This is a genomic window from Novosphingobium sp. PP1Y (assembly GCF_000253255.1).
GTDB lineage: Bacteria > Pseudomonadota > Alphaproteobacteria > Sphingomonadales > Sphingomonadaceae > Novosphingobium.
In genome coordinates, this window is sequence record NC_015583.1 from 362042 (window position 1) to 387644 (window position 25603).

17 protein-coding genes and 1 pseudogene are annotated in these 25603 nt (G+C 62.1%); 14 read left to right on the forward strand and 4 right to left on the reverse strand.

The window, feature by feature from the left end:
* Window positions 1–126: 126 nt before the first annotated feature.
* From PP1Y_RS02645 to PP1Y_RS02655, 3 genes are all read left to right on the forward strand, one after another.
* The gene (locus tag PP1Y_RS02645; RefSeq protein ID WP_013836562.1) at window positions 127–756 is read left to right on the forward strand and encodes a TetR/AcrR family transcriptional regulator; all 630 of its coding nucleotides are present in this window, start codon (window positions 127–129) and stop codon (window positions 754–756) included.
* A 67-nt stretch (window positions 757–823) separates the two neighbouring features.
* Window positions 824–1801: a 5'/3'-nucleotidase SurE gene (locus PP1Y_RS02650; protein WP_013836563.1), complete on the forward strand. Its 978-nt coding sequence runs from the start codon at window positions 824–826 to the stop codon at window positions 1799–1801.
* A 78-nt stretch (window positions 1802–1879) separates the two neighbouring features.
* Entirely contained in the window at window positions 1880–2674 is a 795-nt protein-coding gene (locus PP1Y_RS02655; protein WP_013836564.1) for an SDR family NAD(P)-dependent oxidoreductase, read from the forward strand.
* 82 nt (window positions 2675–2756) lie between these two features.
* On the opposite strand, the gene PP1Y_RS02660 is transcribed toward PP1Y_RS02655, so the two are convergent.
* Window positions 2757–4232 (reverse strand): NAD(P)/FAD-dependent oxidoreductase, encoded by a 1476-nt coding sequence (locus tag PP1Y_RS02660; protein WP_013836565.1) that lies wholly within the window; start codon window positions 4230–4232, stop codon window positions 2757–2759.
* A 221-nt stretch (window positions 4233–4453) separates the two neighbouring features.
* On the opposite strand from PP1Y_RS02660, the gene PP1Y_RS02665 reads away from it, so the two are divergent.
* Together PP1Y_RS02665 and PP1Y_RS02670 are read left to right on the forward strand one after the other, a co-directional pair.
* On the forward strand, window positions 4454–5617 hold the full coding sequence (locus PP1Y_RS02665) for an LLM class flavin-dependent oxidoreductase (protein ID WP_013836566.1): 1164 nt from the start codon (window positions 4454–4456) through the stop codon (window positions 5615–5617).
* 74 nt (window positions 5618–5691) lie between these two features.
* Window positions 5692–6774: a helix-turn-helix transcriptional regulator gene (locus tag PP1Y_RS02670; protein WP_013836567.1), complete on the forward strand. Its 1083-nt coding sequence runs from the start codon at window positions 5692–5694 to the stop codon at window positions 6772–6774.
* 16 nt (window positions 6775–6790) lie between these two features.
* Here the strand turns inward: PP1Y_RS02670 and PP1Y_RS02675 are convergent, their stop codons facing one another.
* Entirely contained in the window at window positions 6791–7561 is a 771-nt protein-coding gene (locus PP1Y_RS02675; RefSeq protein ID WP_013836568.1) for an SDR family NAD(P)-dependent oxidoreductase, read from the reverse strand.
* Window positions 7562–7828: 267 nt separating this feature from the next.
* Between PP1Y_RS02675 and PP1Y_RS02680 the strand changes: the two genes are divergently transcribed.
* From PP1Y_RS02680 to PP1Y_RS26255, 7 genes and pseudogenes are all read left to right on the forward strand, one after another.
* Window positions 7829–9994, forward strand: coding sequence for an NAD(P)/FAD-dependent oxidoreductase (locus tag PP1Y_RS02680; RefSeq protein ID WP_013836569.1), 2166 nt, complete (start codon window positions 7829–7831; stop codon window positions 9992–9994).
* 151 nt (window positions 9995–10145) lie between these two features.
* Window positions 10146–10619, forward strand: coding sequence for an Lrp/AsnC family transcriptional regulator (locus tag PP1Y_RS02685; RefSeq protein ID WP_041558258.1), 474 nt, complete (start codon window positions 10146–10148; stop codon window positions 10617–10619).
* Window positions 10620–10623: 4 nt separating this feature from the next.
* Window positions 10624–11103, forward strand: a complete 480-nt coding sequence (locus PP1Y_RS02690; RefSeq protein WP_041558260.1) for an Lrp/AsnC family transcriptional regulator — start codon at window positions 10624–10626, stop codon at window positions 11101–11103.
* A gap of 612 nt (window positions 11104–11715) precedes the next feature.
* The gene (locus tag PP1Y_RS02695; RefSeq protein WP_013836572.1) at window positions 11716–12495 is read left to right on the forward strand and encodes a GntR family transcriptional regulator; all 780 of its coding nucleotides are present in this window, start codon (window positions 11716–11718) and stop codon (window positions 12493–12495) included.
* A gap of 734 nt (window positions 12496–13229) precedes the next feature.
* Window positions 13230–16508 (forward strand): TonB-dependent receptor domain-containing protein, encoded by a 3279-nt coding sequence (locus PP1Y_RS02700; RefSeq protein ID WP_013836573.1) that lies wholly within the window; start codon window positions 13230–13232, stop codon window positions 16506–16508.
* Window positions 16509–16533: 25 nt separating this feature from the next.
* A complete protein-coding gene (locus PP1Y_RS02705) occupies window positions 16534–17907 on the forward strand; it encodes an amidohydrolase (RefSeq protein ID WP_041558512.1) in 1374 nt (457 codons plus the stop codon).
* A 398-nt stretch (window positions 17908–18305) separates the two neighbouring features.
* Window positions 18306–18527: pseudogene (locus PP1Y_RS26255) on the forward strand (acyl-CoA dehydrogenase family protein); the annotation flags it as partial.
* Between the two features lie 202 nt (window positions 18528–18729).
* Here PP1Y_RS26255 and PP1Y_RS02715 read toward each other — a convergent pair.
* Entirely contained in the window at window positions 18730–20169 is a 1440-nt protein-coding gene (locus PP1Y_RS02715) for a sensor histidine kinase (protein ID WP_041558266.1), read from the reverse strand.
* Window positions 20170–20301: 132 nt separating this feature from the next.
* Window positions 20302–21114: a transporter gene (locus PP1Y_RS02720; RefSeq protein ID WP_013836576.1), complete on the reverse strand. Its 813-nt coding sequence runs from the start codon at window positions 21112–21114 to the stop codon at window positions 20302–20304.
* Window positions 21115–21460: 346 nt separating this feature from the next.
* On the opposite strand from PP1Y_RS02720, the gene PP1Y_RS02725 reads away from it, so the two are divergent.
* Together PP1Y_RS02725 and PP1Y_RS02730 are read left to right on the forward strand one after the other, a co-directional pair.
* The gene (locus tag PP1Y_RS02725; RefSeq protein ID WP_013836577.1) at window positions 21461–22519 is read left to right on the forward strand and encodes a zinc ribbon domain-containing protein; all 1059 of its coding nucleotides are present in this window, start codon (window positions 21461–21463) and stop codon (window positions 22517–22519) included.
* A 468-nt stretch (window positions 22520–22987) separates the two neighbouring features.
* Window positions 22988–25414 (forward strand): TonB-dependent receptor, encoded by a 2427-nt coding sequence (locus PP1Y_RS02730; RefSeq protein WP_232512317.1) that lies wholly within the window; start codon window positions 22988–22990, stop codon window positions 25412–25414.
* The last annotated feature ends 189 nt before the right edge of the window (window positions 25415–25603 follow it).

Here is a 25603-nt window from a genome sequence, read left to right on the forward strand (position 1 = left end):
TCCCATTGCGTAGAAATATATATGATATAGTACGCATTTGATTTTCTACCTACATGAAGGTAGAAAGGCAAGTGGGTTTATCAAAGTGGCCGTTTCGGCCAGAAAACGGGCCAAATTGGACGGGAAATGAAGGCAATCAGGCACCAGCGGGGAAAAGCGACTCGCGAAGCGATCGTGAAGGCGGCCGAGACCGTATTTGCCGAAGTCGGCTATGGCGAAGCCCGGCTTGAGGACATCGCCGCCATCGTGGGCGTCCGGCGTCCCTCGATGGTCTATTACTTTGCGGGCAAGCAGGAGCTCTATGACGCGGTCGAGGCGGACATCTTCGAGGCGATGCACCACTTCTCCCGCGAGCGGCTCGAGGGCGTCACCGGCCCCCTCGAAAAGCTGCTGGCGCTGACCGATGCCTGGCTCGACTTCATTGTCGCCAGGCCGACGGCGGCGCGAATCATCCAGCGCCTGATCGCGGACGTACGACCGCGTCAGGGCAATCCCATCGAATTCTCCCACGTCGCGCTAGACATTCTGGAAGACATCGTGACCGAAGGCGTGGAATCCGGGCGTTTCCGCCCAGTATCGCCGATGTTCGTATTGAATGGCGTGTCCGGGGGCATCCTGTTCTACGTCAACAACAGCACGTTGATCGGCGAGCAGCGTTTCTACGAGCCATCAGATCCCGAAACTTTGGCGGAATATCGCGCACTGCTGGGGCGGCTGATCCGCGCCGCGGTGCTGTGCGATGCCCCGGCAGGATAACAAGCGCGAGAGATACCGCCCCGGCAAAATAAAGCCGCACGGGGCTTCATTCCTGAAAAGACCATTGATGCACAAGCGATTGGGGGCCGCGTGCCTTCCCTTCCTCCTGCTGGCGGCGCAAGCCGCGGATGCCCGCAACATCGTCATTGCGAACGACGACGGACTCACCAGCAATGTCATTGCGCTCTACAACGCCCTGAAATCGCGCGGCGACGATGTGATCGTCTCGGTTCCCTGCACGGGCCAGAGCGGCATGGGCGCGGCGGTCAAGTTCCTGCGCCCCCTCGGACCGCTGGCTCAGGACTGCCACAACGGCGCGGCTCCCAAGGGCGCGCCCGCGGTCGGCTCCATCGAGCGCCCGGGCATAGCGAAGCAGGACTTCCACTACGTCGACGGCACGCCGGTCATGGCCTTGCTTTACGGAATCGACGTCCTGGCGCAGAAGCGCTGGGGCCATGCGCCCGACCTCGTGCTGTCCGGTCCCAACGAAGGGCAGAATATCGGCAGCATCATCGTCAGCTCGGGCACGGTCAATGTCGTCCAGTACGCTTCGGCCCGCGGCATTCCCGCGATCGCGCTGAGCGCCGGCGAGGAAACAGCCGACAACAAGACGCTCGCCAATCCGCAGTCGGCCAAGATCGCATCGCTCTCGGTCACGCTGCTCGATGCGCTGGAAAAGCAGGCGGGCAACAAACCGTTGCTTCCCACCGGCACTTCGCTGAACGTCAATTTCCCGCACCAGCTCGAGAATGCCCGCTGGAAGCTCACCCGGGTCGGCACATACGACGCCTATGGCGTCCATTTCGTCGAGGACATGAGCCAGTCGCCGATGGCCAAGGCGCTCGGCGCCGGCGATGTCGCCCTGCCCGGCATCGTGATCGACATGAACCAGGCCAAGCCGACGCCTGCGCAGAAAGACGACGAATCGGTCGCAGTGCGCGCTTCCATCACCATCTCCGTAATGCAGTTGGGTTATGGCTCGAATGCCAGAACAGGCCAGAACGCGGCGAAGGCGCTGGTGAGCCGCCTCTCCCGCCAGCGTTGAGGACAGCCCCGCGCCGCCACTTCCTGACGGAAAAAGACAACAAGCAGGACTACCTGCGAAAAGTGAAAGGCATTCAACATGACGAACAATCGCCCCCCTGATCTGGCCCCTGCTCTGGGAAGCCCGCAGTCGTCGGTGGTCATCACCGGCGGCGCCTCGGGCATTGGCCTTGCCTCTGCCCGTGCGGTTGCCGCGGTCGGCCGCCCGGTCGCCATCTGGGACATCAACGAGGAAGCGCTGGAGCGCGCCGCCGCGCAGATCCGCGACGAGACCGGAACCCGGTGCCACGTGGAATGCGTCGACATGCGCCGCACCGACGACTTCGCGAGCGCGCTCGATCGCTGCCGTGCCGCACTGCCACCGCTGGGCGGCCTCGTTCACTGCGCGGGTATCGTCGATACCGGTTCACTTGAAGGTATAACGATCGACAACTGGCAGGCCGGGATCGACATCCACTTGCGCGCGCTCGCCTTCATGACACAGGCGATGGTGGGCGACCTTGCCGGCAATCCCGGCTCGGCGATCGTCGCCATCACCTCGATCAATGCCACGCTGGGCAATGCGGTCAATCCGATCTATTCGGCGGCGAAAGGCGGCATGCTCTCGCTGGTGCGTTCACTGGCCGACAGGCTCGCGCGCGACGGCATCCGGATCAACTCGGTCTCGCCAGGACAGATCCTGACGCCGATGATGCGCCCGGCAGTCGACAACCTCGAAAAGGGCTACTTCGAGCGCCGCATCCTGCTGGAACGGCTGGGCGATCCAGAGGAAATCGGCCGGGTCGTGCGTTTCCTCCTGTCGGACGAGGCAAGCTACATCACCGCGGCCGAACTCGTGGTCGACGGCGGCAACATTTCCTCCCAGCGCGGATAGGAAAAAGGGGCCGGACAAATCGCATATCCGGCCCCTTACCCGAGCAGGGGGCGCCGTTTGCATGGCGCCGATATGTCCCCACTCAGGCTGAGAGAGCGTAATCCTCGAACTTGGGCGCGACCATCGCATCGGCGAAGTCCTGGTAGCCCCAAGGCCAGCTCGAAGGCACACCGGTCGCATCGAGGTACCAGCTCGAGCAGCCCGATCCGAAGATAGTCGTCTTGGCTGCGGCAATGCGCCGCTCCTCATACTCGGCGTGAGCTTCGGCCTTCGGTGCGATATAACGCGCCTCGCCATTGCGCAGGCGGTCCATGAGCTGGTCGATGTACCCCCACTGCCGCTCGGCAATGTCGATCAGCGAGAAGTTGCCGACCGGCCCCGTCGGTCCATTGAGCATGAAGAAGTTCGGGAAGCCGGGAATGGCCACGGCATAGTAGGCGCTGGGACGGACCGCCCAGAAGTCGTCGAGCGTGCGCCCGCCCTGCCCGGTCACTCCGGCCGGACGGATGAAGCGGTCCGCACGGAAGCCGGTAGCGAGCACGAGCGTATCGAGTTCGTGAAAGGTGCCGTCCTTCATGCGCACGCCCTTGGGTTCGACGCGTTCGATGCCGCCGGTTTCGACGTAAACGGACGGGTTCTGCACTTCCTCGTAATAGCACCATGAATAGATCAGGCGCTTGCACGCCGCGCGATAATCGGGCCGCAGTTTCTCGCGCAGATCCGGATCGCGGACCGACTTCTCCAGGTTCTCGCGGCACAAATCCTCGATCGCGGTCATTTCCGGGCCGTCGACTTCGGTGATCCCCTTGGTGAAACGCAGCACCGCGCCGATATATTCGTCGCTGTAGCGGATCGCATCGATCAGCTTGGGATCGGCGCGAAATGCCGCGCGCTGCTCGTCGGTGAACTCGAACTGCTCGACCGGCAGGATCCACTGTGGGCTGCGCTGGAAATGAACGAGGCGTTCGACGCGCTTGTTGATCGCGGTGACGATCTGGATGCCGGTCGAGCCGCAGCCGATCAGGCCGACGCGGGCGCCGTCGATCGGCGCATCGTCATCCCAGCGGGCGGTGTGAAAGACAGGACCTTCGAAGCTGTCGAGTCCCTCGATCTGCGGAATGTTGGGGTGATGCAGCACGCCCGAAGCGGCAACCACGGCGTCGGCGACGTAAGTTTCGCCTGAAGCCAAGGTGACGGTCCAAAGACAGCTGTCCTCGCTCCAATCGACAGAAGTCACCTCGCAGCCGAAGCGGATATTGCGGCGAATGCCGTATTTATCGGTGACCATTTCGAAATAGGACTGGATTTCCGGCCCGCCAGCGAAGTTGGCCTTCCAGTCGGGATAGGGTTCGAAGGAATAGGTGTAGGCATGCGAGGGCACGTCGCAGGTCAGCCCCGGATAGCGGTTTTCGCGCCAGGTTCCGCCGATGCGGTCGGCCTTCTCGAAAACGACGAATTCCTCGCCCCGCTCACGCAGCTTGATCGCGGCCAGGATGCCGGCCATGCCGGCGCCGATGATCGCGGTCTTCACGCTTCGCTTGCCATTCGTTGCAGTCATAAATCCTCGTCCCGGAAATGTTGCTCTTGGACTGTTTTCTACATCGAGGAAGAAAGCTCCGCATAACCCATTCGAGCTAAGAAAAGGTGCAGAACGAGACCGCGTTGAGACAACGCGATTCATAACCTGATTGGGTTATGCGTGCAGCTCGGCGACCCGTTAGCCTGTCTCCCGGCAACCAGAACAAAGGCCCATTTTACGGGGCGGGAGAGAAGCGACAGATGAAATTCTCGATCATTTACGAAGCCCAGATGGTGGACACCAGCCGCGAGAACGAGCAGGCGGTGTTTCTCCAGATCGTCGAGCAGGCCAAGCTGGCCGAGGAAAAGGGGTTCGACTGCATCTGGTGCGTCGAGCACACCGCGCTCACCCAGTATGCCCACATGTCCGCGCCCGAGACGGTGCTGGCCTTCATCGCCGGCGCGACCAGTCGCATCCATGTCGGCCACGGCGTCGTCTGCCTGCCGCCCGCGATGAACCACCCGGTCAAGGTCGCCGAGCGCATAGCCACGCTCGACATCCTCTCGCAGGGCCGCCTCCACTTCGGCGTCGGCAAGGGCGGCACGCAGCAGGAAGCGGGTACCTTCGGCTATGACCTCGCCGACCTCCAGCCGATGATCGACGAGTCCATGTACCTGATACCCAAGATCATGGTGCAGGACGAAATCGAGCACGACGGCGAATACATCAAGATTCCCAAGCGCCCGATCCATCCCAAGCCCTATCAGGACCCGCATCCGCCGATGTACATGGCCTGCACCCGCGAGAACACGCTGGTGGCGGCCGGTTCCCGCGGCATCGGCGCGCTCGTGCTCGGCTTCTCCGGTCCCGACGAGATCGCCAAGAAGAACGCGATCTACCGCGAGGCGTTCCGGAACCGCAAGGCCGAGGACCAGGTCGGCTTCCGTCCGACCGAGCACCTGGCCGCACTCTGCGCCGCAACCGTGCTCGACGACCGCGAGGAAGCCCGCAAGATCGGCCTGCGCGGCCAACGATTCTTCGCCGAGTCGATTGCCTATTGGTATCAGGGCGGCCCCAAGCCGACCGTCGATGACCAGCTCAGCGGCGACGAGCAGGCCGCCATCCTCGAACAGGAAAAGCAGCAGACCGTTGCCTATCTCTCCGAAGAAGCAATCCCGGTCGGCGACGAGCACCTGTCGAACTACACCATCGCGCAGGACGCCTACGGCACCCCCGACGACTGCATCCGCTACGTTCAACGCCTGATCGACGCCGGCGCCGATGAGATCCTCTTCATCTTCCAGATGGGCGGCATCCCGCACGACAAGATCATGGAGACCATCACCAACATCGGCGACAAGGTCATCCCGCATTTCCGCGCGCAGGCCGAAGTTAAGGCCAAGGCCCTCGCCGAAGTCGGCTGAAGCCCGGCACAGCATTCCGGAAAGGGGCGTGGGGGACTGGTCCCCGCGCCCCTTCTCGCGTTATGGATCGCGGCATGAAGGACGAAGCGCTCGCCCTCTCGAACCTGCTTGCCGCGCTTTATGGCGGGATCGATGACGAACGCCCGTGGCAGGCCTTTCTCAAGGCGCTGGCCGAGTGGATGGAAGCGACTTACGCGACGCTGATCATCACCACGCCGGGCAACGAAATGCCCGCCACTTTCATCACGCCCGGCGCGGACCCGCAGCGCAGTGAAGACTACATTCGAACCTATTTCGCGCAGGACCCGTTCCGGGGCCTCCCCGAAGGTGAGGTCATGACCTATCGCGGCTTCCTTGCCGGATTGCCCGAGGAAACCTACGAAACCTTCAGCGGATACATGCGCGAAGCGCACAGCGCGCAGGTGATCGGCGTTGACCTGCGCTTTCCCCGCGGCTTCGAAGCACGCTTTCGCGTCACCCGCATCGAAACAGAGCCGGAGTTCCGTCCCGACGATATAGCGAAGATGCAGGGGCTCGTGCCGCATCTGCGCCTTGCTATCGCCCTGTTCGAGAAACTCCAGTTTGCCGGCGCACAGCACGGCGCTTTCCACTCGGCAGCGCAAGGCATGGGCATAGGGCTGGTCGTCCTCGACCGCGACCGCCACGTCGTGAGCAGGAACCCGCTGGCAGAGCAACTTCTGGACGAGGGCGAAGGCGTTCACCTTTCCGGCCAGTGGCTGACATTCGACAATGCCGCCGATGCCCGGCGTATCGATACGATGCTGACGGAAAACTACAGCGACGGACCGACCCGCTTTCGCATCGAAAGACCCGTCAACGGCGATCTCATGGCGACGGCGCGGCCGATCGACGTCCCGGCCGTCGGCTCGGGCAGCGGCGCGCTGGCGCTCCTCCTTTCGCAACCCGGTCACGAGGAACTGCCATCACCCCAGGTCCTGCGCGAACTCTTCGGCCTGACCCCCGCCGAAGCGCGGCTCGCCTCGACAATCGCGGGCGGGGAATCGCTGGTGAACGCGGCGCACTCGCTTGGCATCGCGCACAACACTGCAAAAGTGCAGCTGCGCTCGGTCTTCGCCAAGACCGGAGTGAGGCGCCAGGCGCAGCTCGTCTCGCTCATCGCTCACCTTTCCGGATAAGCGGCCAGGCCACAGATCAGCGGTAAAACGCACCGCCGTTCACATGGATCACCTGACCGTTCACCCAGCGCCCGTCCTCCGAAAGCAACAGCGCCACCATCGCGGCGATGTCCTCGACTTTGCCCAGGCGCGTTGAATGGACGCCTTGAAGGCAATGCGCGATCCACGGCTCCGGCACTTGTCCGCCCGCGATCATTTCCGGCGTCATCACGAAACCCGGCGCGACCGCATTGGCCGTTATCCCTTCCTTGCCCCAACGGCTGGCGACATGGCGTACAAGGGCATTGAGCGCGCTTTTCGACATGGCGTAGGAGGGGCGCTCCGGCTCCCCAGCGTCGCCGGCATCGGACGAGGTATAGACAATGGCCCCGCCCCCGGACTTGCGCAGTGCGGGCAATGCCTGGCGCGTGCACAGCAGATGCCCGCGCAAATTCACCGCGATCGTGCGGTCGAACACGCCAAGGTCGACATCCAACGCGTCGCTGTCGGCAAATATCGTGCGCAGATCAGCCGCGTTGACATGCACGCCGTCGAGCCTGCCCAATCCGCCCATCGCGCCTGCGAATGCCTCGCGGACCGATGCTTCCTCGGCAATGTCAACATGCACCGCGAAGGCCTCACGGCCCTCCGCGACCATTTCCTCGGCCACCGCCGCAGCGGCATCGAGGTTGATATCGGCCGCACAGACCCGCGCGCCCTCAAGGCACAGGCGCCTCACCGTAGCGGCTCCGATACCCGTGCCCGCGCCCACAACGACAATGGCTTTGCCTTCAAGCCTTTCCTTCATGGACAATCTCTCCTCACCAAGCAGCCCCGGCCGTGCCGGGGCGCGTCGAATGCGCGGATAATTGAGCGTAGACCAATCCGATACGCAATACGCGATTTCTTGTATGCGATCACATTACTGGTCATTTTGCGTGATTAGTAAGCTTATTTATTGCGTTTTGGTGATCGCACCGATACCACCTTCAACAAAGCGGGCCGTGACGAACGGATCGCGGCGAGGAGAGGGCGTACCGGCAAGGCCAGCCCACGAGAGGCGGAGCACCAGTTAATGTCATCCAATCAGTTTCCCTATCTGCTGTCGGAAGGTCGTATCGGCGCAATGACGCTGCGCAACCGCATCGCGGTGACCGCCATGGGCGTCAGTCTGTCCGAGGCGGATGGCACCGTAGGCGAGCGACTGATCGCCTACCACGAGGAGCAGGCGAAGGGCGGGGCGGGCCTCATCATTTCCGGCGTAACCGGGGTCGGTTGGCCTACGGGCGGGGTTTCGATCAACCAGACGGCGATCTCGGATGACCGCTTCGTGCCCGGCCTCACCGAACTGACGCGCCGCGTCCACGCGCACGGCGCAAAGATCGCCGCGCAGCTCCATCATGGCGGCCTTGTCGCAGCCTATTCCGCTTTTGCCCATGGCGAGCAGCTCTGGGCCCCGGCCTACCCGCCCGCCCCCAAGGCCAATTTCACCGACTACTTCCTGATGGAGGAACGCGCCGGGATGCAAGGGCTGCCGGTCCCGCAGGTCAAAGTCCTGGAGAAGGCCGACATCGACCTCGTCGTCCGCCAGTTCGCGGATGGTGCACGGCGCGCGAAGCAGGCCGGATTCGACGGCGTGGAAATCCATGGCGGCCACGGCTACCTGCTCTCCTCGTTCGTCTCGCCCTATACGAACAACCGCACCGACGAATATGGCGGCGGCCTCGAAAACCGCGCTCGTCTCGCGCTCGACGTCCTGCGTGCGGTGCGCGCCGAAGTCGGGCCGGACTTCCCGGTCTGGATGAAGATCGACTCGCGCGAAATCGGCAAGCAAAACGCAATCACCATCGAGCTTGCACAGCAATTCGCGCAAATGGTCGAGGAGGCCGGTGCCGACGCAATTACCGTCACTGCTTATCACAATACCGACCTGGGCAAGCTTCATTCGGAATCGCACACGCCGCACATCGAGGGCTGGAACCTGGATGCGGTCGCGAGGATCAAGTCGGTCGTCTCGATCCCGGTAATCGGCTCAGGCCGCATCGAGCCCGAAGTCGCCGACAAGGCGATCGGCAAGAACGAACTCGACATCGTCGCCATGGGCCGCAAGCTGCTGGCCGATCCGCACCTGCCCGCAAAGCTGACGCGCGGCGCACCCGACGAAGTGCGCCCGTGCATCTATTGCTATACCTGCATCTCGGCGATCTACATGGGCGACATGGTACGCTGCGCCGTCAACCCGCAGCTCGGCCGCGAGTACCAGGGTGAGCCGGCTCCCGCTAAATCCGCTCGTCACATCGCCGTCGTGGGCGGCGGCCCCGGCGGCATGGAAGCGGCACGCCGCCTTGCTGCACTCGGCCACAAGGTCACGCTGATCGAGAAGTCGGATCGCCTCGGCGGCACGCTGCGCTTCGCCTCGCTGGCCTATGAGCCGAACGAACGCCTGCTCAACTGGCTGCGCCGACAGGTCACCGAGGCGGGCGTGGAAATCAGGCTTTCGACCGTTGCGTCCCCTGAACTGCTGCGCGGGATGGGCGTCGATACCGTTCTCGTTGCGACAGGCGCAGTGCGCGACATGCCGCCGCTTCCCGGCAATGACCTCGACCACGTCTATTCGGGCGACGACATGCGCAACCTGATGCTGGGCGAGACCACCTCGGAGTTGAAGCGCAAGACCTCCCTTTTCTCGCGCATGGCAACGAAGATCGGCGCCGCGACCGGCGCAACGGCAAACCTTTCGCTGGTGCGCAAGGCCACCCACGCATGGATGCCGCTGGCCGACGACATCGCAATCGTCGGCGGCGAACTGGTCGGCCTCGAACTGGCCGAATTCCTGATGGAGCGCGGCCGCAAGGTCCACGTGATCGACGAAGCGCCGCGGATGGGCAAGGGCCTGATGCTGGTGCGCCGCATGCGCATTCTGGCGGAACTCGCCGAACACGGCGTGGGTCTTCATTCCGGGGTTTCCGAGATAGCGATCCGCAAGGACAGCGTGACATTCACCGACGCCGAAGGCCACGCGCAGTCGGTGCGCGCCGGCAACGTCATCGTCGCGCGCGGCGCACATGGCGATACGTCACTTGCCGAAGCACTCGAAACGGCGGGGATGAAAGTCCACGTCTTCGGCGATGCCACGGGTGTCACTTACATTGAAGGCGCCATGCGCGGCGCAGCCGACGCAGTCGCCCAATTGAGCAGCGGACTCCGCTTGGAAGAGCATCGCGAGATGCAGCATGGATGATCGCCCCGGAACCGCGAAACGCGTCAAGGGCAAGGATATTCCCGGGCAAACACCGACCGGAGAACAGAAAAAAGCGCGTGTCGCGATTGACGAAGGAGGCACCTTGCGCAAAGCATCCGGGCGTAAAGCAATTAGGGCAATTTCGGGCGACATGAACCAGTCGATCAGTTTCGATGCGACCGATCACGCGATCGTCGAGCAACTCCGCCTCAACGGACGGGCCAACAATCAGCAGATTGCCGAGGCCCTGGGCCTGACCGCGACGACCGTCTCCACCCGCATCAAGCGGATGGAGGATGCAAACCAGTTGCGCGTCGTCGGCGTGTCCGACTTCGCGGCCCATGGCTTCAACGTGCTCATGAAGATCGCGATCGAGATCGACGGCCGCCCCGCTTCGGAAGTCGCCAAGGATTTGTCGAACCTGCCCGAGATCTTCGCGGTACACCTCGTGACCGGCCGCTACGACATTGACGTTCTGGTAGCGCTGCACGACTTTGCGGACCTCAACGGGTTCCTTTTCGATAATCTTGCCAATGTCCGCGGAATCCGATCGATGACACCTGCCGTTGTTGTCGATGTCGTCAAGTACCAGTTTGAAGTCGCTCCAATCGAAGGAGAGCGCTGAGCCCATGTCCGACTTTATGCTCGACCAGCTCGATCAGGACCTGATCCGCCTTCTGGCGCACGACGCGCGGGTATCGAACCGCCGCCTTGCGACCGAACTTGGCGTCACCGAAGGAACTGTTCGCGGCCGCATCAAGCGCCTTCAGCAGGATGGCCTCCTCGCCTTCACGGCAATCACGGGATATGAGATCGCCCGCAAGTCGCGCCTCGCCTTTATCAATGTCCAGGCAGAGGTAGACCGCGTTCGTGAAGTGGCGCAGGCCATTTCCGAACTGCCCCTGATCAATGCGGTGCTGCTGACCATGGGACAGTTCAACATCACCGCGATGTGCCTGTTCGAAGAACTCGATATGCTGGTGGAGACCGCGTCTGACCAGATCCTCTCCATCAAGGGGGTCCACCATGTGGAGACTTCGATCGCAGTCAAGACGGTGAAGTACAATGCCCGCATGGCAAAGATCACGAAGCCTAGCGAACCAGACTGAAGACTATCCCCTCACGATGATCCAACTCGCCTCAAGGGGTCCTGCCCCTAGATTGGCGTCGAAAGTCAAGCCGCTTCCCGAATGGGACCGTTGGCTCGCTCTATGCAATTAGCCGTCTCGATGCATCACACCGACGTGTCCATATCGCTGCTGCCCTCCAACGTGATCTGCCCGGCCAGCGCATGGACACGAGCTTGCAGAGGTCGCCGCGCAGCGCCGGGTCTGCGCCCTCGGCGAGGGGTACAACGCATCAGTCCTGGATGAGGTGACGGGCAGACACCCGCCTGCGAGGCCGATGGTTGCCGGTGTGATCCCGCACCATACGGACCGCCTGCTCACGACCTTTTGGTCTAAACTTGTTGGTCGATATACTTGCCGTGACGCTTCCTTTCATGAAGAGGGTCCTCCGGCACTACCGAGTCAATCCGCCACTCCTTCGTGACAATCCCATGCATAAAACGTCAACGATTAACACCAATGATCGTAGATTATTTTTCTTGCATTCTGATCGCGATTCAGTGCAGAAAGACGTACGATGCATTCGCCGATGATTTTGAGAGTGAAGCGTCGGGACCTGAGGATGGCGATATACCAGGAAGGTAGTTTTGGATCATGAAGCAGAGCAACGACTTGTCAAACAAAGGCCGCGTTGCCTCTTCACCTCGTCGCCGGGCTCGCAAAGCCGAGGCCGCGCCAAATCTGGGCGCGGGTGTCGCGGCGCATGGCGTCGATGTCGAGCAGCACATCTATCAGACGGTGTTTGACAGCGTGCTCAACCAGCGGCTGGTGCCCGGGACCAAGCTACCCGAACCGGCACTGTGTGAGCTCTTCAAGGTTTCGCGCGCGGTGATCCGCAAGGTGCTGCAGCGGCTGGAGCACGACCGCATCGTCGAACTGCGTCCCAACAAGGGCGCCGTCATCGCAGCGCCTACGCCGGAGGAAACGCGGCAGATCTTCGAAGCGCGCCGCGCGCTAGAGGTCTCCATCGTCGAGATCGCGGCGCGGCGCCGCACCGCACAAGACCTGGCCGATCTGCGCCAACTGCTGGCGAGCGAACACGAGCTTACGCAAAACCCCTACCAGCCCACCTGGGCCGCCTGCGCGCGCGAATTCCATCTGCGGATCGCGGCGGTCGCGGACAACCCGATCCTCACCGCCTACCTCACCGAACTGATGACGCGCTGTTCGCTGATCGTTGCGCTGTATCAGCCACTTGGCAACACTGCATGCGAACATGCGGAGCATGGCCGCATCGTCGACTACATGGAGAAAGGCGACGTCGCCTCGGCACGTGCCGAGATGGGCCGCCATCTGCGAGCACTGGAGGACAATATCAGCCTCGACCGCAGCGGCTCGACACAAACCCTCGCGCAGATGTTGAACCTGGGATGAGCACTTAATCGAATCTCCGGCACGGCCACCCACATCGCTTTCAAGGCAATCGGCGCCGATCGACTCTATAAGCTGGTCGAGAGACTCATCGCGCCTTTAGCATCCTAGGTTCGCGAGAATTCGTCGTCCAAATGGACTTCGAACTGCTTGCCTCACAAATACATGACGGCGGCACGACACTGCCGCTCGGCCTTAGGAAGAGGCGCGAAAGCCGCGATCGACCGGGCACCACATGGTGTTCTCGAGACCAGGCATCTCTGACGGCCCAGCCCCACCGGCAGTCCGTCACCTATAATGCGCGGCCTTGTCAAAGCTCGTCAATCGAACCGTAGAATGATGCCCTCGCCCGATCCGGTCATGGCCCGACCCCATCCCTAACTACGCTTCACCGCATACCAGATGCCTGGAGCGCTGCCGTGAGCCGCCGCAGATCACGGCCAACCCAACCTGCAACTGGGAGATATATCGTCAATGATATAACTTTCAGATCGTTCCGACCCGACGATCAGTGATTGGATCCGGAAAGGTTGCGCCAAGCTGAAGCCCAGCCCAGCCGTAGAAAGTAATGTTCTCGAAAATATCTTAGATCGTCGACGATTTAATGTTGGATCATCGACGAAGTTGCGATTATGACATGATTCGCAACAAGCGATCAGGTCGCCGGGTGTCGGCAGGGCAACAGTCCGCCGCACCACCCCCGGTCGCAATTTCGATCAATCATGAGGGTAACGATCATGCGTATTGCGAAGCTGGCTGCCGGTCTTTCTCTGAGTGCGATGGGGATCGCGCTCATCGTTCCCAGCGCGATACATGCCCAGGTGATCACTGGCGCCATCAACGGCCGCCTGACCGATCCGGAGGGCAATCCCCTGGGGGACGTATCGGTCGCTATCGTCCACGTCCCGTCGGGCACAACGACCACCGCCACTACCAGCGACGACGGCGTCTATGCCGTGCGCAACCTGCGCCCGGGTGGCCCGTATCGGATCACTGCGACCTCGCTTGATTTCGGCAGCAAGTCAGTGGACGTTGCCGCGATCAACACCGGCGATGCCTTCCAGGCGAACTTCTCGCTGGGCGAGGTGAACGAGATCGTGGTAAGCGGCTCCTCGTTCGGAGGCGGCGATCTCAAAACCGGGCCCAGCTCGAACTTCTCGGCGCAGAAGATCGAGGCCGCGCCATCGATCAGCCGCGACCTCAAGGATCTGGCGCGGATGAACCCGTTCGTCGCAGTCGACCCATCGAACAGCGATGCGCTGGTCTGTGGCGGCGCGAACAACCGCACCAACTCGCTCACCATCGACGGTGTGCGTCAAAACGACGACTTCGGCCTCCAGGCCAACGGCTATCCCACCCAGCGCTCACCGATCTCGATCGACGTGATCGAGACGCTGGGCGTCGAACTGGCGCCGTATGACGTGAACTACGGCGCGTTCGGCGGCTGCACGCTCAACGCCACGACCAAGTCGGGCGGCAACAGCTTCCACGGTCAAGTCTTCTATGAATATACCGGCGATGCGCTGCAGGGCAGCTCGTTCGGCTACACCGATTTCCAGGAGGGGTCTCGCCAGAAGCGCCGCCTGACCGGCAAGTTCACCGAGAAGACTTTCGGCGCCACGCTAACGGGACCGATCATCAAGGACACCTTGTTCTTCACGCTGAACTACGAGAAATTCAGCCGCTCCGAACCCTCACTGGTCGGCCCCACCGGCTCAGACTTCGCCAATCAGGTGCCCGGCGTCAGCGTCGAGCAGGCCAACGAGGTGCGCCAGATCCTGAAGGACCGGTACGGCTACGATCCGCTCGGCTACGAGGCTACCAAGCTGCCCGTGCGGGACGAAAAGTTCTTCGGCAAGCTGGACTGGAACATCGCGCCGGGCCACCGCGCCACGGTATCCTACCAAGAGACCAAGGGCTCCTCGGTCTCGGCCATCGGCAACACGCTCACGGGTTCGAGCACGTCGCTTGGCCTGCTGTCGCAATGGGTGGAACGGCAGAACAACCTGCAGGTATACAAGGCGCAGGTCTTCTCCGACTGGACCGACAATTTCAGCACCGAGTTCAGCGCATCCTACAAGAAGATGGACAACCCCGGCCATCCCTTGGCGGGTAACGATTTCGCGCAGTTCCGCGTCTATCTCAACGGCACCACCACGGGACCGAGCATCTATGCCGGCACCAACGCCTCTTATCAGGCCAACGAGCTGACCACCTATCTTCAGCAATACCGCGCCAAGGCAACATATACCGCCGGATCGCATCGCATCACCGCCGGCTACGAGCGCGAAATGCTGAAGATCTGGGACCTTTTCGTCCAGAACGCGAACGGTTCCTACGTCTTCAATTCATTGGACGATCTGCGGGCGGGCAATGCCTCGTCGGTCAGCTACGCCAATGCGGCAAGCAACCAGAAGGCAGATGCAGGGTTCAACCTGCGTACCACCACCAATACGATCTACCTACAGGACGAGTGGGCGGTGCTTCCCGAACTGACGGTCAAGGCAGGCCTGCGCTACGACTTCTTCGAGCAGTCCGACCGCCCCGACGAGAACCCGCTGGTGATGGCGCGCTACGGCATCTCCAACACCGAGAACCTCGACGGCAAGCACCTGCTGCAACCACGCTTCGGCTTCAACTGGAAACCCGATCCGACACTGACCGTCTATGGTGGCATCGGCCTGTTCGGCGGTGGCTCGCCGACGGTATGGACGGCCAACACTTACTACAACACCGGGCAGATGCTGGGTAACGTCACATGCACCCGCAACGACACGGCCAGCGCGGCGTGCCTCGCCAGCCTTAATAACGTCGACGGCTTCAACGTCAATCCGGCGCTGCAGCAGGCCAATTCCGCCAGCGCTGCGCTCGGGCAAGGGCTGATCAACGCTCTCGACAAGGACTTCAAGCCGCAGTCGACGTGGAAGATGTCGATAGGCGCGCAGAAGGAATTCGATCTGGGCGCCTTCGGCAACGGCTGGCGCATAGCCGGCGAATTCATTCACTCCGAAGTGCAGAACGCGGTCGCGTGGAAGGAACTTTATGCCGACGCCAATCAGGGACCGCCCGCACCGGACGGCCGCCCGACGTTCCTGCCTGGGCGTGAGAACCGCAACGACATCCTCGTGACCAATACCAAGAAGGGATATGGCAACCAGGTCGGCCTGGCGCTTGCCAAGACCTGGCGGGAAGGCCCGCTCGCCGGACTGGAGGCGATGTTCTCGCATACCTACATCCGTTCGAAGGACATCAACCCCGGCATTACTACCGTGGCCTCCTCAAACTACAGCGGCGTGGCGACCTCCGATCCGAACGATCCGGCGCTGGCCACCTCGAACTACGAGTTCCGCCACCTGTCCAAGCTGTCGATCAGCTATTCGCATGCCTTCTTCGGCGACAACCGCACGCGACTGACGCTGTTCGGTCAGCGCCGCTCGGGCCAGGTATTCAGCTATACCTTCGACGTTGGCGCCAATGCCAACATGGCCGCCGACATGCTGGTTGGCGAGAACGGCGCACTGGCCACCCGCAACCGCCAGCTGCTTTACGTACCGCAGACGGTGGGCGGCCAGGTGACCGCGGGCAGCGATCCGATCGTAACCTATGGCGCCGGCTTCGACCTGCAGGCGTTCAATGCCTTCCTCAAGAACAACGGCCTACTCAAGTACGCGGGCAAGATCACTCCGCGCAATGCCTTCAAGGCGCCGGCGATCACCACCATCGACATGCGCATCAGCCAGGAAATCCCCGGGTTCTTCCCCGAAGGGGCGAAGGCGGAGATCTACCTCGACGTCGAGAATCTGGGCAATCTCATCAACAAGAAGTGGGGCGTGTTGCAGCAGATCCCGTCGCCCTATGTCTCGGCCAACGTGGTGGCACGCAATTGCCAGATCGCCGGAGCCTGTGCGACGCAGGGCAACTTCTATCAGTACGACAGCTTCGTCGGCCGGGCGGCGACCAGCTTCAACACGCAGTCGGTGTGGCAGATGAAGATCGGCGCACGGTTCAAGTTCTGAGAATTTGAGGTAAGGGACCAGGATGATGGACAGAACCGAAATGCAGCTTTCTCGCCGAGGCATACTCGCTACCGCACTGGTCGCCGGTGCAGCCGGTGCCGCCGGAGTCACCTCCCCCGCCTTCGCGGCGGCGAATAAGGGCCCGCACGCAGCGGTGCACGGCGCTAGCTTCCTGCTGCGCAACGTGCTGCTGGAAACCGGCTACAAGCGCGAAGGCGCCGACGTCGTCGGCACCGATACAGACAAGGCCTCGCTGCTGGTGCAGGATGGGAGGATCGCCGCGATCCTCCCGGCCGACGCACCCGCCCCGGCCGGGACCGCGGTGCGTGACGGCGCGGGAATGCTCCTGCTGCCCTCGTTTCGCGACATGCACATTCATCTGGACAAGACTTTCTACGGCGGTCCCTGGGTTCCCCCGCGCAAGCGCACCGGCGGCATCCGCGGCCAGATCGTGCTGGAGCAGACGCTGCTGCCGCAGATGCTTCCCACGCTGGAGGAGCGCGCCGGAAAGCTCGTCGACTTGTTGCAGTCCAACGGCACGACCTTCGCGCGCAGCCATTGCAACGTCGATCCGGTGGTCGGCACCAAGCATGTCGAATTGCTCAAGCATGCGCTAGACCAGCGCGCAGACGGCTTCGGGCACGAGATCGTCGCCTTCCCGCAGCACGGCTTCGTCAGTGCTAACCTGATCCCGACGATGCGCGCCGCAATGGCCGCTGGCGCGACGCACGTAGGCGGGATCGATCCCACCACGCTTGACGGCGGCATGGAAAAGTCGGTCGATGCGATGATGCAGATTGCGCTCGACATGAACAAGAGCGTGGACATCCACTTGCACGAGCCCGGTGCCAGCGGCATCGCAGCGATCCGCCGCATCGCCGATACCGTGGAGCGCGAACCTTCGCTGCGCGGCAAGGTGACGATCAGCCACGCCTTCTCGTTGATGTCGATCCCCGCGTCTGAGATGGAGGAACTGGCTACGCGCCTGGCTTCCCTGGATATGTCGGTCGCCTCGACGCTGCCTTTCGGAGGAAAGGTAATGCCGATCCCGATCCTGCTCGACAAGGGCGTCAATGTGTACACCGGCACTGACAGCGTCGAAGATCACTGGTCGGTGTTCGGCAGCGGCGACGTGCTGGAAAAAGCCAAGCTCGCATGTGAACTGTACCGCTGGAGCGATGAGTTCAGCATCTCCCAGTCGCTCAAGATCGCCACCGGCGGCCCCACCCCGCTTGATGCGACGGGTAGACAGGCTTGGCCCAAAGCGGGAGATGCGGCCGACATGGTGCTAGTCCCTGCAAGTTGCTCGGCGGAAGCGGTGGCTCGCCTCGCACCGCGCAAGGCCGTATTCCATGCAGGTAACCTCGTCGCCGGAACACTGGACGCCAAAACGGCCTGACCTACCGTCCACGCGCGAAATCGCCTTCCGGGCAAAGATCATTGACGCGATTGTTTCATGGCCGCGCCGATTTGCCCGCCAATTGACCGACGGCGTGGCGCTCGCCGGTTGGCCGCGCTGCGCAGGCGCCTTGGCTGTAGGGTGCGATCCGTTGCGGATCGCACCCTACAAAGACACGGAAGGCAGCCTTTATGCACCTGTCTGGCCCCCTCCTGCGGCGCCGCGCCAATGCGCAGGGTGGCCGCGTGGAATCGCCCGGCACGACAATCCGGCAGCTAGCTTCAACTCCGTATTCGTCGCTTGGTCGGGTGTGCGGTCCGGCCACAAGCGACAGCGATGTGGCAGCTCACGGAGCCTCACGCATCCACCAAGACACTGCGAAGGGGCGCCGGACTTTCGTGTCCTGCGCCTTGGCCCAAATGGAACTCGCTGCGGCTGATGGAGCGCTTTCGACCATAGTCTCGATCCAAAACTCTTTGCTTGCGTCAGGTTTGCTCAGGGTTGAAGGCCAAGAGCAAATAGCACGATTCCTGCCCGATCTGATTGCGGGACGAGCGATTGGCGCCTTTGCGCTGACCGAACCCGATGCGGGATCGGGTGCTACTGCCGTACGTAGCCGCACAGCACATAGCGCCCCTCGCCCCGGAACAGGCCCAAGTTTGCGCCGCGGTCGGCATCGAAGTGCAGCAGGACGACACGCGCATCGAGGCATGCGCGATCAACTGCGCCTCAAGCCGCACGAGCGTAAAGCCGGAATACCAAGCCAATCCGCCTGCTTGAACAATACTTCAATAACACGCCAGCCCCTGCATTCGTGACTGTTCACGCAGCAGAGACTTCGGGGGCATAGAGGACAACGCGGCAATGCAGGCCCTCTTCGCGAAAATCGAGTTCTGCCTTGCCGCCGTATTCGGCCGCCAGGCCCCGTTCGATCAATCGCGAGCCAAAGCCCTTGCGGCCTGAGGGCTTTACGGGCGGTCCGCCCAGTTCCTGCCAGTCAAGTACAAGGTAATCGCTATTCCCGGCCTCCCGGAACCAAGCGATGCAAATCCGGCCCGCGTCGTTGGACAAGGCGCCATATTTCATGGCATTTGTCGTGAGTTCGTGCAGAGCCATGGTCAGGGCAACGGTCAAACGCGGAGAAAGGGCAATGACCGGACCGTTCGCCTCGATCCGGCAGGCGTCAGCCCCGGCCGCAGGTGCGGTCGCTTCGCGCACGACTTCGTCCAGCAAGGTCATGCGCCAGCTGGCATCTGTAAGCAGGTTGTGGGCACCTGCCAGAGCCCGCAACCGTTCCTCGAAGGACTGCCGCGCGCTGCCGGCCATCTCGACATTGCGAAAGGATTGCGAAGCCAGGCTCTGGACGATGGCCAGGGTGTTCTTGACCCGATGGTTGAGCTCATTGATCAGCAGGTCCTGGTGGCGGGCCGCCTCGACCACTTCGGTCATGTCCTGCCCTTGGACGAAAATCGCCGCAACCTCGCCGTCCTCGAAAATCGGCTGATAGATGAAGTCGAGGAAGCGCCGGTCCCGAGGTGCACCGGGAACCGCCTCGAAGTAGATCTCCTGGGAGCGACCGTGATACGGGCGACCGGTAAGACGCACTTCGTCCAGAAGAGCGATCGAGCCCTGGCTGACAACCTCGGGAAGCGCGTCGGCCAATCTGCGCCCCACCAGTTTTTCGCGCCCGACCAGCTGCGTGTAGGCAGCATTGACCATGGCGAACTCGTGCTCGGGTCCGACGAGGACCGCCATGAATCCGGGCGCCTGTTCGAACATCCTTGTCAGCCGGGCACGCTGGGCCTGCAGGTCGAGGTTGCGGTGCTGCACGGCATCGGCGCGCCGGACCAGCCCACTCTCGTCGCGCAGGCAGCGCAGGCGGTGCAACTCGGTCACGTCGACAGTGTGCTGCAGGATCGCGTCCACCCTGCCGTCGCTATCCAGCAGCGGCGTGTGCGTCGCGCTCCAGTAGCGTTGCTCCATGGAACCGTCGGGAGAAGCGATATCGTAACGGATAAGCGCGATTTCATCGACCTCTGCCGTCTCGACCACGCGCTTCAACGAAGCGCTGAGCAATTCATAGCTTTCCGTGCCCGGTTCGCTGGGAAAGGCATCGAACATGCGCCGGCCGATGATCGATTCTCTGGTGCGCATCGTCGCGCGCAAATAGGCATCGTTCATCCAGATGATCGTCTCGTTACGATCCATAAGGACATAGGGATTGGGCGAAAGCGAAATGAGCGATTGGAAATCTATGGTCACTGACGCCTCAATTCCGGCAAACCCGGGCACTTGCGCTCTGCACAAACTGTGGCCCTACCCGGAACTTGTCAATGAATTGCCACGATAATAAAAGTGACGATCTGGGCCCGTCGATCCGGTTTGGCGGGCCAACTAGAACCCAAAGCCGATCCGGGCGGCAACACTGGTGGCAGGAGCGCCTTCACTCAGCCCGGCAGCCCCTTCCACACTGAGCCTCATCCTGTCATTCAGCTTCGTACCGATACCAAGCCCAAGCGCCTCCCTGTCGGCCAGTGTGTCGATGGCCGACTCCTCGTAGGAATAAGACAGGGCTGCAAAGGATCTGTGGCCAAGGGCAACGCGGGCCCCTGCCGAACCGCTCAGGGTATTGCGCACATCGAACCCGTCGGGCTCGCCGAGTACCGTGTAACCCAGTGAAGCGAAGGGGGTGATCGCGCCGATGGGGCGGGCGATCTGCCCGGTAACCGCGTAATCGACCTTGCCGGTCCCCAGCCCCTTTGCGCTCGATGCCGTCGGCACCTTGATCGAGGTTACCCAGGTGGTCACGAAATCGCCGATCGGCAGGTCTACGGCCGCCTGCAAGGTAAGGTCGCCGATCCCTTCGCGCGAAGTGCGCTCCTGGCTCAGGGAACCGGACGCGAAAAGCGGGGTTCCCAGCAGGCCGCCCTTGCTCACGATGACCCCGATCGGCGCAGTCGTGCGGACATAGGGAATGGACGCGCTCAGATGGAACCGCCCCTTCGATACCGCCGCCGCCACAGGAACCGAGAGGGTTTCGAACTTGTCGTCGGTGCCATAATCGCCTTCCTGGTAGGTGACGCCGGAACTGACTTCCCCCGACCACTGCGGCGGGGGGCGGAGCGTGCCATCGCTCTCGGCAGCAAGGGCAGGCATGGTCATCAGCGACAGCAAGATGGCTGCCACACTCGCTTGAATGGTGTGCATGGAAAATCTCGTCAGTTCGGCTAGGCAAGAAAGGTCGGACGTCTGGTGCAGGGCCGTCCCTACCGGGCTGCAATAGTCGTTGCTGTAATCGTGTCTGCAATCGTCATGGGCGCGCCTCAGGCTATTGGGTTCCAAGCTTCGTCAGGTTCGGTGACGGGCTTTCCCTGAAGGAACGAGCGGCGCTCCGGATTTCATCCACGCGGCGCGGCACTTTTTTCCGGCAGGCACGATCAGGAAGAACACGAGTGCCCACAGCCCTTCGATGTTAACGCCGGCCCGAATGCCTTTACAGTCCTGATGGCCATGATAAGCCTCGCGCTATCAACAGGGCGCGGGAGGCTGGAAGATGATAAAGGGAGCAAGGGTTCCTGAGCGGGCCTATCTGATCGTACTCTGGGCGGTTTCGGTCATCTTCGCCGGCTTCATTGTCGGCTTCGGCAATCTCGTCATCGGCGACCTGCCTCAGGTCGAAACAACGGTTTCGCCGGAACAGTTCGTCGACAAGGCCCGGGACGAAAAGCTGCAAAGCGAGCTGAAGCAGGCCGAAGACCGCAGCGGGGCGATCGACGACAAGCTCCAGATTGCAAGGCTCCAGCTGGAGCAAGCGCGCCGCGCCTCGCAGACCGCCACCGAAACTTTCCAGGCGTGGATCCAGACCCGCACCGCGACGACCGATCCCCAACAGGACCCCGAAGTGGTTCAACGCACCCGGCAGCTTGAGCAGCTCAAGGGTAACGAACGCGCGATCCAGGGACGGATCAACACGCTGGAGAACGAACGCCTGCCTCTTGAACAGCGCGCCACGGCGCTGCGTCAGGAGCAGGCCGATCTTCAGGACGCGGCCTATCCGGCTTTTGAGAAGGCCCTGTTCTGGCAGGAACTGCGAATATTTCTGCTGCGCCTGGCGCTGACCCTGCCGATGTTGCTGCTCGCCGCCTGGCTGGTCGCCAAGCGGCGCAAGGGCGCCTATTGGCCCCTGTCACGAGGCTTCGTGATTGCCGCGGTCTTCGTCTTCTTTGTCGAACTGGTGCCGTACCTGCCCAGCTACGGCGGCTACATCCGCTACGGCGTTGGCATCTTGCTTACCGTTGCTGCCGGCCACTTCCTGATCAAGAACATGCGTCATTACCTGGAAAAGCGCAGGGAAGTGGAAGCGCAGGCCGAGGAGGAACGCCGCAAGCTGGTTTCGCACGACGAAGCCTTCAAGAAGATGTCTGCCAAGGTCTGCCCCGGCTGCGATCGCCCGATCGCTGCAATGGAAGGCAGCGAAACCAACTTCTGCGTCCATTGCGGAATGACGCTCTTCGACCACTGCAGCAAATGCAATGCCCGCAAGATGGCATTCTTCCGCTATTGCATGGCCTGCGGCACGCCGGCGCAGGACGCCGCCAAAGCAGGCACCTGAGAACCACCCGGGCTCAATCGCGCAATCCGGTCTTGGGAGGACCATTGCGGCCGGGCTTCGTGGCTGGTGGGGAAAGATGCGCAATATGCGCGGCACCTTGTACTGGGCAATGCGCTTGCGCGACCATTGCAGCAGTTCGTTTTCCCGCAATTGCAGTCTTGAACGGATGGCGACGTAGGCGCGCGCATCGATCGCCTCAGCGGCTCGCACCGGATCGTCGAGGCAGGCCTTAGTCTCGCAAGGACCGCCAAACCACAAGTCTCCCGTGGGCCTGACGGGCGTGTCGCGGATACGTTGCGAAAAAGCAACGGAGCGCTGAAAATCGCAAGCCCTGTGCAACTGCCACACGCCAAAAGCGAAAGATCGGATTAGATACTCGCACAGGAGGAAAACCGGATCTGGAACCAGTAAACTCGTGAATATAACCATATAGAATTCAATAATTTCTCCACCAGGGAGGGGAACGAAATGAATACGAGACTTCACAACAAGGCCATGTTTATCGGCGGCGTCTGCTTCAGCATGATCGCCTTTTCCGCTGCCGCGGTCGCACAGGACCAAGCCGATCAGAACGGAGGCCAGGCCTACAACAACGAAATCATCGTCACCGCCACCAAGCGCAACGAATCCATCCAGAACGTACCCTTCTCGATCAATGCCCAGACCGCTGAAGCCATGCGCAGGTCGGGCGCAACCTCGATCGAGGACGTGTCGCGCTCCATCGCTGGCCTGACCGTCCAAAACCTCGGCCCGGGCCAGAGCCAGGTATCGATCCGCGGCGTCTCCGCTGGCCAGGTCGTACGCGACCAGCCCGGCGTGAAGGAGCAGGTGGGCGTCTACATGGACGAGTCGGTCATCTCGCTGTCGCTGTTCACGCCCGATTTCGACCTGTTCGACCTCGACCGCATCGAGACGCTGCGCGGCCCGCAGGGCACGCTGTTCGGTTCAGGTTCCGAGGGCGGCACGGTGCGCTACATCACCAAGCAGCCCAAGCTCGACATTGTCGAAGGCACCGTGGAAGCTGGCGCCAATGTTCTGAAGGGCGGCGATGTCGGCTATGACGGCAAGGCTGCGGTAAACCTGCCGCTGGGCGAGACGGCCGCTCTGAGGGTCGTGGGCTACGCCGAACACTACGCCGGCTTCGTCGATGCGATCGGCCCGGCAGCGGGCAAGAACATCAACGACGGCAACCGCTATGGCGGTCGCGCCAGCGTGTTGTGGGAGCCCAGCCCGGGCATCAAGGTCACCCCGCGCATCATCTATCAGGACATCAAGACCAACGGCTTCAACCGCGAGGACACCTATCACCTCTACTACAATCCGCTGATCGATGCCTCGCAAACGCTTTCGGAGCGCACCCAGTACCTCAAGCTGCGTGAAGAGTTCCGCGACAAGACGACGCTGGCGGACCTCACGATCAATGCGGACCTGACCGACGCGATCGCCCTCACCTCGGTGACGACCTATATCCATCGCAATATTCTCGTCGCCCGCGATGCGTCGGCACTGACCGGCTCGGTATCCGTCTCGCCTTTCGCCATCGACCTGGGCGTCGACGGTTCGCTGGCGAACCTGCCATCGGAACTGCGCGACAGGACGAAGCTCAAGCAATGGACCCAGGAACTGCGCCTAGCTTCCACGGACGCCGGCCCGTTCCAGTGGGTGTTCGGCGGCTTCTACAGCCACGTTGACCGCACATATGCGCAGCGCCTGCCGACCCCCGGCTACGATGCGATCGTCGACGCCGCTCTCGGCGCCGGAACTTCGGCCTCGGTCGCGAACGGCTTCCCGGCGGACTCTCCGTACAACGCCGACATCCCGTACATCATCAAGCAGGCAGCGGTATTCGGCGAGGCAAGCTACAAGCTGGGACAGTTCAAGCTCACCGCGGGCGGTCGCTACTATGATTTCAAGGAAAAGCGCGACTTCATCTCTGGCGGCATCTTTGCCAATGGCGACCGCAACATCGGCGACAAGACCAGTTCCAACGGCTTCTCCCCGCGCTTCATCGCCAGCTACGAAGCCAGCCCCGATGTCACGGTGAACCTGCAGGCATCGAAGGGCTTCCGTCTGGGCGGCGTCAACGATCCACTGAATATCCCGCTATGTTCGGGCGGCGCGACGGGTCCGGATGCGGCGACCTACGGCAACCGGCCGACTTTCGACGATGAAACCCTGTGGAACTACGAAGGTGGTATCAAGGCCCATACCGGCGGCATCACCTTCAACGGTGCGGTATTCCATAACGAGATCCGGAATCTCCAGGTCACCGCAGATGCCGGCAGTTGCTCTTCGCGCGTGCTGTTCAACGTCCCCAAGGCCCATACGACCGGTGTCGAAGCCGAACTCGCCGCCCGGCTAATGCCCGGGTTCGACGTGACGGTAAACGGCAGCTATATCGACTCCAAGATCGACAGCACCGTCGTCGATGGATCGGGTGCCGTCATCGCCGGTATCCGCAAGGGCAATCGCCTGCCGACCGTACCCAAGTTCCAGATTTCAGCTTCGGCCACTTACGAAACCGAAATCAGCGACGGCATCGACTGGGCCCTTACCGCAAGCTACCAGCACGTTGGCAATCGCTTCACGCAACTTGCGGATCAGGAACCGGGGGCAGGATCGTTTACCAATTCGATCTTCTACGATCCCGCCACGGGTGCTTTCGGAACCGGAGCCTATGACTTCGGGTCCTATCGCCTTCCGTCTTACGACCTCGTCAATCTCTCGACGAGCGTGAACTTCGACCATGGCCTGTCCGTGTCGGTCTACGTCAATAACCTGCTGGACAAGAACGCCCTGATGTCGCTGGATCGCGAACGCGGCGGCCGGGCACGTCTCGGATACAATATCGGCAGTCCGCGCAAGATCGGGATGACGGTGCGCAAAGAATTCTGACCAAGCGGAAACAAATTCGAACCCGGGGGCTTCAAGGCAGGCCTCCGGGTTTTTTCATGCCCATTTACCCGGCTGCGCAGACCTGTAAGAGGTATGGTCGTTTCACCCTATGCAATCGGATATTTGACACTTAATATACCAATAGTGTTTATGGGCGCGTTTTTGAGACTCTTCCCGCTCGTGCAGAGC